The organism is Nitrospira sp. BLG_2, assembly GCF_049222245.1.
The window spans coordinates 1-7,178 of the sequence record NZ_JBLYIG010000114.1 but is presented as its reverse complement, the minus strand read 5'-3'; the positions used below and the strand labels follow the sequence as shown (position 1 = coordinate 7,178).

General features: G+C 58.8%; 6 protein-coding genes. 5 read left to right on the top strand and 1 reads right to left on the bottom strand.

Annotated features, from left to right (window positions below):
• Positions 1–210: hypothetical protein (locus tag ACOSYY_RS03330; protein WP_421660852.1), on the top strand; the 210-nt coding region annotated here is incomplete at its 5' end.
• A gap of 119 nt (positions 211–329) precedes the next feature.
• On the opposite strand, the gene ACOSYY_RS03325 is transcribed toward ACOSYY_RS03330, so the two are convergent.
• A complete protein-coding gene (locus ACOSYY_RS03325; RefSeq protein ID WP_421660851.1) occupies positions 330–995 on the bottom strand; it encodes a response regulator in 666 nt (221 codons plus the stop codon).
• Positions 996–1,461: 466 nt separating this feature from the next.
• Here ACOSYY_RS03325 and ACOSYY_RS03320 point away from each other — a divergent pair, with 466 nt between their 5' ends.
• The 4 genes from ACOSYY_RS03320 to ACOSYY_RS03305 form a co-directional block, all read left to right on the top strand.
• The gene (locus ACOSYY_RS03320; RefSeq protein ID WP_421660850.1) at positions 1,462–2,955 is read left to right on the top strand and encodes an alpha-amylase family protein; all 1,494 of its coding nucleotides are present in this window, start codon (positions 1,462–1,464) and stop codon (positions 2,953–2,955) included.
• 124 nt (positions 2,956–3,079) lie between these two features.
• Positions 3,080–4,498 (top strand): patatin-like phospholipase family protein, encoded by a 1,419-nt coding sequence (locus ACOSYY_RS03315; RefSeq protein WP_421660849.1) that lies wholly within the window; start codon positions 3,080–3,082, stop codon positions 4,496–4,498.
• Between the two features lie 146 nt (positions 4,499–4,644).
• Positions 4,645–5,127 carry a D-glycero-beta-D-manno-heptose 1-phosphate adenylyltransferase gene (rfaE2, locus tag ACOSYY_RS03310; RefSeq protein WP_421660848.1) on the top strand — a complete coding sequence of 161 codons (483 nt, stop codon included), beginning with the start codon at positions 4,645–4,647 and terminating at the stop codon, positions 5,125–5,127.
• Between the two features lie 3 nt (positions 5,128–5,130).
• Positions 5,131–7,178, top strand: a 2,048-nt coding sequence (locus ACOSYY_RS03305) for a CarD family transcriptional regulator (protein ID WP_421660847.1), incomplete at its 3' end; no start/stop codon positions are given.

The window sequence follows — 7,178 nt, the reverse complement described above, 5'->3', positions numbered from 1 at the left end:
GAGACCATGCAGAGCGAAGCCTTCGCGCAAGACCCGGTTTATATGGAAGACGCGGTACGCCTGGCGCTCGGCAGCATGGTTGCCGACTTCCTGCATCACAAGACGGCGTCAACGTATACGTCGCTCAACAAAATCATCGACACGTTGGTCCAGATCCCTTTGCCGGAGCAAGCTGAAGGCGGGAAAGCCGTTCCCCCAAAGACTTGGTAACGACATTACAAATGTACAAACTGACTCGGGAAGTTTCATGCATACAACCGTTAACGGTTCCTCCGTCGCCTCGGGACGATTGGGCCACGTTGATGATCGCTCAGAACGCTCCGTCCGGACTAGGCAGCGGGGAAGTTCGGTTCCTTTCGCTCGTCGACGATGATCCCCTCTCGGATCGCGAATTGGAACAACTCGGCATTATTGCCGATGTTGAATTGTTCCATGATCCGGTACTTGTGAAAGGCGATCGTGCGAGGGGCGACATGGGCGATTTCTCCGGCCTCTTTCATGGAGTACCCTTCCGCCAGCAGCTGTAGCACTTCACGTTGGCGGTGCGTCAGCGTACGATGTTTCTTGCCTCGTCCATGTTGCACGAAAGATCTATCCATCTGGGAACGTATCTGAGCGGCGATGAAGGTTTTTCCCTGGGCCGCCGCTCGGATTGCTTCCACGAGTTCACAACTCGCCGACGTCTTCAAAATATACCCTAGCGCGCCGATGCTTAACGCCGCATCAAGGAGATCTGAATCCTGATGCATCGTCATGAAGACGAGTTTGACCGAGGGCATTATCTTTCTGAGTTGACGCGCCGCGTCCAGGCCGTTGAGCAACGGCATGGCAATATCCAAGACAATGACATCCGGCCGCAGCGCGGGAGCCGTTTGAAGCAGTGCCCTGCCGTCTCTCACGATGCCGACGACTTCGCACTCGGGCTCCAACATTTTCATGCAGGCCTCGGCAAATAGCCGGTGATCATCCGCAAGCAAGACGCTGAGCCGTTCCATATGAGCCTCCATTCTGAATCAATGCCCTTTCAGAGAGACCTCTACGATGATTGGATCTTGCCCGGGCTGTGATTCGATAGAGATCCGCCCTCCGACCCTCTTGCATGCTCGACAACCCCAGGAATGCCCTTCGCGGACACGGAGAGAGGATGAGACTCGATGACGAGTTATCCCTAGGGTTACCCCTAGGCTACAATGAACCTCTACTTTTGGGAGCGTCAAGTCCATTAATTTTGACAGTTGGCAGACCTCTGCCGAATCGTACATAATGTAAAGTTTTCACGCTCATTCTATGAATACTTTCACGGCGACAACGGGGCGGGTCTGTGGGCCAGTCATCACACCGGCTGGACCGGCCTGGTTGCCAAACTGATTGAACTGTACGGCAAGCTCGATCCTCAAACAGCGCTGCAGACCGGGAAAGGCGCCGCATTCAAGCCCTGAACGGAACAGAGCGAAGGAAGACATGGCACCAGGGGCGCAATACCCGGTTATCTATGAAATCAATACGTGCCTCTGGTTGGCGGAGTTGGGCCGGACGCATCGGAACCCTGTGACGCTCGACACGGTTCCTCCAATGGAATGGGACGCGATTGCCTCGCACGGGTTTGACGCCGTCTGGCTCATGGGCGTGTGGGAGCGCAGTCCGGCCGGTTTGGCTATCGCTCGCGGCAATCCTTCCCTCATGGGAGCGTGCCGTCGCGCGCTTCCGGATGTCACCGATGGCGATCTGGTCGGTTCGCCGTACTGTGTCCGCCGCTACGAGGTCGATGCGTCGATGGGCGGCCCGGGAGGTTTGGCCGAGGCACGCACGCAACTCGCCAGGCGGGGACTCCGGCTGATGCTCGATTTCGTGCCCAATCACGTGGCGCCGGATCATCCCTGGATCGACGACCATCCGGAATATTTCGTGAGCGGGGCACGCGCCGATATCGAAAGGGACCCGGCCGCTTTCATGGAACGGAACGGCCGGGTCTTTGCCTGCGGCCGGGATCCTTACTTTCCCGCCTGGCCCGATGTGGTGCAACTCAACGCCTTTCAGCCTGGACTACGACGGGCTGCGATCGAAACTCTGTCGAGCATTGCCGCGCAATGCGACGGTGTTCGCTGCGACATGGCCATGTTGCTGCTCAACGACATCTTCGAGCGGACCTGGGGCGCCCGCGCCGGTCCCAAACCGGCGACCGACGACTGGTCGGACGTGATCGGACAGGTGCGGTCTCGCCACGGCCGTTTTCTATTCATGGCCGAAGCCTACTGGGACCTCGAATGGAAACTGCAGCAACAGGGTTTCGACTACTGCTATGACAAACGCCTGTACGACCGGTTGGAGCACGGCGATGCCGATCCGATCAGGCAACATCTCGGGGGCGACTCCTCTTACCAGCGCCGGCTCGTCCGTTTCCTCGAAAACCATGATGAGCCTCGTGCCGCTGCCGTCTTTCCACCCGACAAGCATCGCGCCGCGGCGGTCGTGAGCATGACCTTGCCCGGCGCGAAGTTACTGCACGAAGGACAATTTCAAGGAAGGCGGACCAGGTTGACGGTCTTCCTCTCGCGCCGACCTGATGAAAGTCCCGACCGGGAGCTGGAGCAATTCTATGCCAAGTTGCTCCACCAAACCGAACACGAACCGTTTCAATCGGGGGAATGGGCGATGTGCGACTGCCGAGGGTGGCCGGACAACATGACCTCGAGGAATCTCCTGGCCTGGTGCTGGAAGAAGGACGAGACCCGCTCGCTCGTGATCGTCAACTTCTCGACAGAGGCCTCCCAGGGCTTGATCCGGCTTCCATGGTCCGATCTGACCGGGACGTGGTGTTTAGTCGATCCGTTCACGGCTCAACGGTATGACCGCAGCGGTGAAGAGATGCGCGGGAACGGCCTGTACGTCTCGCTCGAGCCATGGCGCTGGCACTTCTTTTCTTTTGAACGAGGAAGTGAACGAACGTATCTTTAGAGCCATCGACCGGCGTCCATGACCGCCGTCGTCTACTTTACATTCGATCGGACTGCAACCGAGCCGAGCGACGACGACCTCGCTCGAAGGGATGTTTACGTGGCGACTTCTTGAGGTGTGACTGATGACGCGCCGAAGCCAGTCCTTCCTCGCCTTCGCCTTTCTGTCAATGGTGGTCTTGTGCGCCGGATGTCGGTCGACCCCCATTTACACGGTTACGCACTCTGACCTCTCTCCCGGTTGCATCACGCCGGCTCCGGACGAACGCGTTCTAGTGGGATTGGCTGTGTCCGGAGGAGGCAGCCGGGCTGCGCTCTTTGCCGCCGGAGCTTTTGAAGCCTTGGGCCGTTTGGACGTCGGGCCTCAAAGGAGTTCGTTACTCGAGCGGATCTCCTATATTTCGAGCGTCTCAGGCGGCAGCCTGGCTTCAGCCTACTTTGCGCTCAAGAAACCCGGTCGCACGGTCTCCGTGCTGGATGAGACCGGAGGAATGAGCGATAGCTACAAGCGGTTCTTCGAACAGTTCAAGAAGAGCATGTCGAAGGACTATGAGGGGCCCTTGTTGTGGCGCCAACTGGCCTATCTGCGGTGGTTCAATCCCTCCTGGACCGCACGGTCGCTTGCCGAGACGCTCAGCGAAGACTATTTCGGCCCATCCAATTTCTCCGACCTCGCCGCCCGGGAGGCATTGAGAGACAGCCCTCGTCTGCTGGTGAATACCACGCTCTACAATGACGGAAGACGCCTTCTCTTCAGCACCCTGCCGCGCGAGAATTCGCAGTTAGACCTGATTGCCGAACTGACCAGGCTTCCGGGAGGGGACAAGCTGCAGACGAACATTCTCGATCTTTTACGCGTCCGCTGGGATAGCCTGATTTCCGTCGTTCCCGCCGACTTGGACCTGAATATCTGTCAGATCCGGCTCTCCGGCGCGGTCACCGCGTCCATGTCGTTTCCGCCGATCATCGGACCGGTGACCTTTGGCGTGGAGGGCCACGACAAGTATTGGCACATTGGCGACGGAGGCCTTTCCGACAATACCGGCGCTGAATCGCTGCTCATGGTCTTTCTGAAAAAGCTGCAGGAGGATCGAAGCCGCAAAGCCCTTTTGATCTTAATCGACAGCTCATTTCCTTTTGAGGTGGGCGGAGAAGTGCTGGACCATCGAAAGGAAGGATTCAGCCTGTTCAATTACGACTATTCTAGAATTCCATCGATCATGGAAGAGCGGTCTCTCTCTTACCGGGCGTTGTTCCTGTCCGTGGGGCAAAGCATCGGATTGCTGCCAGGTCCGGACCGCATTCGCTTGATCCGTCTCCGCCACACCGACGCACAATGGGCCGATGACCTCAGCGACATTCCCGAGTCATGCAAGAAGGAAGGCGTGAATTGGAATTCCCCGAGAGCCGTCGCGAAGCATCTCGCCGGGATCGTGACTCGCCTATGGTTGTCCTCGGTGTGCGATCAAGACCTGATCTTGACTGCGGCTCAGAAAGTCGTTCAACATAACGAGCACGCCATCAAACAGTTTTTGGAGCAATAAGAAACCTTCAATTCGCCCACCGGCCAAGAGCCCACTGCGCACCGTGCACGTCGTGGAATGTGCATTCCGGACCAAACGACAGATGCCGCCCCGCACGATGCTCTTTCCATGTAGCCGACCGCACGGGATGCACGGTATGATGAGACATGATAACGAAGGTCGTATTGCGAGAACATCTCCTGTCCAAACTTGATGGAGAACGGGCGCAGGGGAAACGCATTGTCTTCACCAACGGGTGTTTCGATCTCATGCACGTCGGCCATACGCGCTATCTCCGGGCAGCCAGAGCGCTGGGCGATGTTCTGGTCGTCGGCGTCAACAGTGATGCCTCGGTCCGCACGCTGGACAAGGCACCCGACCGGCCGATTGTGCCGGAGGCACAACGGGCGGAGGTGCTGGCGGCCTTAGGTTGTGTGGATTATGTGGTCATTTTCGATGAATCTGACCCCCTTCAGCTCATTACGGCCGTTCAACCGGACGTCCTGGTCAAGGGAGGAGATTGGGAGCTCGATCGAATCGTCGGCCGCGAGATTGTCGAAACTCGCGGAGGAGTGGTCAAGACGATCCCGCTGGTTCCCGGTCTCTCCACGACCGGTCTCCTTCAACGCATCCGGTCAATCGCGAAGTGATGCGTGTCTGAGACCAATACCCCCACCCCATCCTGGTTCGTTCCGCTTCGTTCGGCCCTTGGCCGGGAACAAGCGCGTACCTGCCTGCTGGGAGCCCATGGCTCGACTGCGGCCTGCGCGCTGGCTCTGCTGAACGACAGCCGCCGAGGAGCTCCAGACCGCGCCCGTCCCTGGGTTGTTGTGACGTCGAACGACGACTCCGCCGAGCGAATGTTCAATGACTTGTGCTTTTTCCATGAACTCATGGGCCGTCCGGTCGAAGACCTCGCCTGGTTTCCGGAATGGGAGACGCTCCCCTATGAAGCGACGGCGCCGCATGTCGGGTTGATCGCGCACCGGATGACGACGCTCCATCGCCTATTGGCCAACCCTCCCGCCATTCTCGTTACCTCCGTCGCCGCCGCGATGCACCGTGTCCTTCCTCGCTCCACATTCGAGCGGGCGGTCTTTCGCTTCGAAACAGCGGCGGCGTTCGAACGGGAGTCGCTCATCACCAACCTACTCCGTCTGGGATACCGGCGAGTGTCCGTCGTCGAAATTCCGGGAGAGTTCAGCATCCGTGGGGGCATAGTTGATATCTTCTCGACCGCCTATGCCAATCCACTCCGTGTGGAATTTCTCGGAGACCAGGTCGAATCGATTCGCTTGTTCGACCCCTCGACCCAGACCTCCATTGAAAAATTGCATGACGGCTGGGTGTTGCCCGCACGGGAGTTCGTTCGGCCTCCCGACGACCCACATGCCATCACGCCGATTCAAGCGGACGCCGAATGGCGAAGTCCTGACCTGTACGATTCCATGGATACCCTCTTCGACTATCTCAGCACATCTCCATACCTCGCCCTCGACCAACCGGATACGCTGAAAAAATCTTGCGAGGCGGCCTGGGAGAAGATCGACGACGGGTATCTCCGTCATGTGGACCGTGACGCCACGCTTCCCTATCCCTCCCCTGAACGTCTCTTCCTGACATGGGAAGACATCCAACAGCGGGTCGGGACGTGGCCCATGGTGGCTTTTGAGTCGTTGGCGGCGCCGGACTCAACGTGGAATCAGACCTTTTCGTTCTCCGCCCAATCGCCGGGGAGTATCGGACTCGGTATCAGGGGCACCGCCTTCAGCCAGACACTGAGCCTCTTGGAAGGACTCCGGAGCGAACATCGAGTCGTCTTGGTGGCGCGAAGCCGCGGGCAAGTCGACCGCTTGCTCTCCCTACTCCGAGAGCACGATTTGCCTGCCGACCCCTGGAAGCCGACGGCCTGGTCCGACCACCGGACCGGCAAGCCGCCGTTTTATGTTCTGCACGGCGATCTCTCCGCGGGGTTTCTCTCGGGAGACCTTCGGCTCGCGCTCCTGACGGAAGAAGAGCTGTTCGCGAAAGGCGCCCGTCACAAACCGCAGCCGAAAAGCAGAACGGCGACCTTTCTTTCCTCATTGGACGATCTGAACGTGGGCGACTATGTCGTGCATGTGCAGCACGGCATCGCCAAATACCGCGGACTCAAACGCCTGTCGGTCCAAGATTTCGAGAGCGACTTCCTGATCCTCGAGTTTTCCGGTGGAGACACCCTCTATGTTCCCCTCGATCGGTTGAACCAGGTCCAACGGTACAGCGGAGCCGAAGGCCATGTCCCGCGGCTCGATCGCCTGGGCGGCACCAGTTGGGCCAAGACCACCGCGCGGGTGAAAAAAGACATCGAGGAAATGGCCCAGGAATTGATCGACCTCTACGCAAACCGCGAGCTGGTGAAACGGAATGCCTACGGCGCGACCACAACCCTGTACCACGAGTTCGAGGCCGCCTTTGAGTACGAAGAAACAGCGGATCAGCTCAGGGCCATCGAGGACATCGCCCGTGACATGGATTCGACAAAGCCCATGGATCGACTGGTCTGCGGGGACGTCGGATATGGCAAGACGGAGGTGGCCATGCGCGCAGCCTTCAAAGCCGTGGAGCATGATCGGCAAGTCGCGGTACTGGTCCCGACCACACTCCTGGCCCATCAACACTATGAAAACTTTGCCGAACGATTCGCGCCGTTTCCAATGCG

Excerpts from the sequence above, each read along its gene's own strand:
- ACOSYY_RS03325 (WP_421660851.1), bottom strand. The coding sequence starts at position 995 with ATGGAACGGCTCAGCGTCTTGCTTGCGGATGATCACCGGCTATTTGCC.
- ACOSYY_RS03320 (WP_421660850.1), top strand. The coding sequence starts at position 1,462 with ATGGCACCAGGGGCGCAATACCCGGTTATCTATGAAATCAATACGTGC.
- ACOSYY_RS03315 (WP_421660849.1), top strand. The coding sequence starts at position 3,080 with ATGACGCGCCGAAGCCAGTCCTTCCTCGCCTTCGCCTTTCTGTCAATG.
- rfaE2 (WP_421660848.1), top strand. The coding sequence starts at position 4,645 with ATGATAACGAAGGTCGTATTGCGAGAACATCTCCTGTCCAAACTTGAT.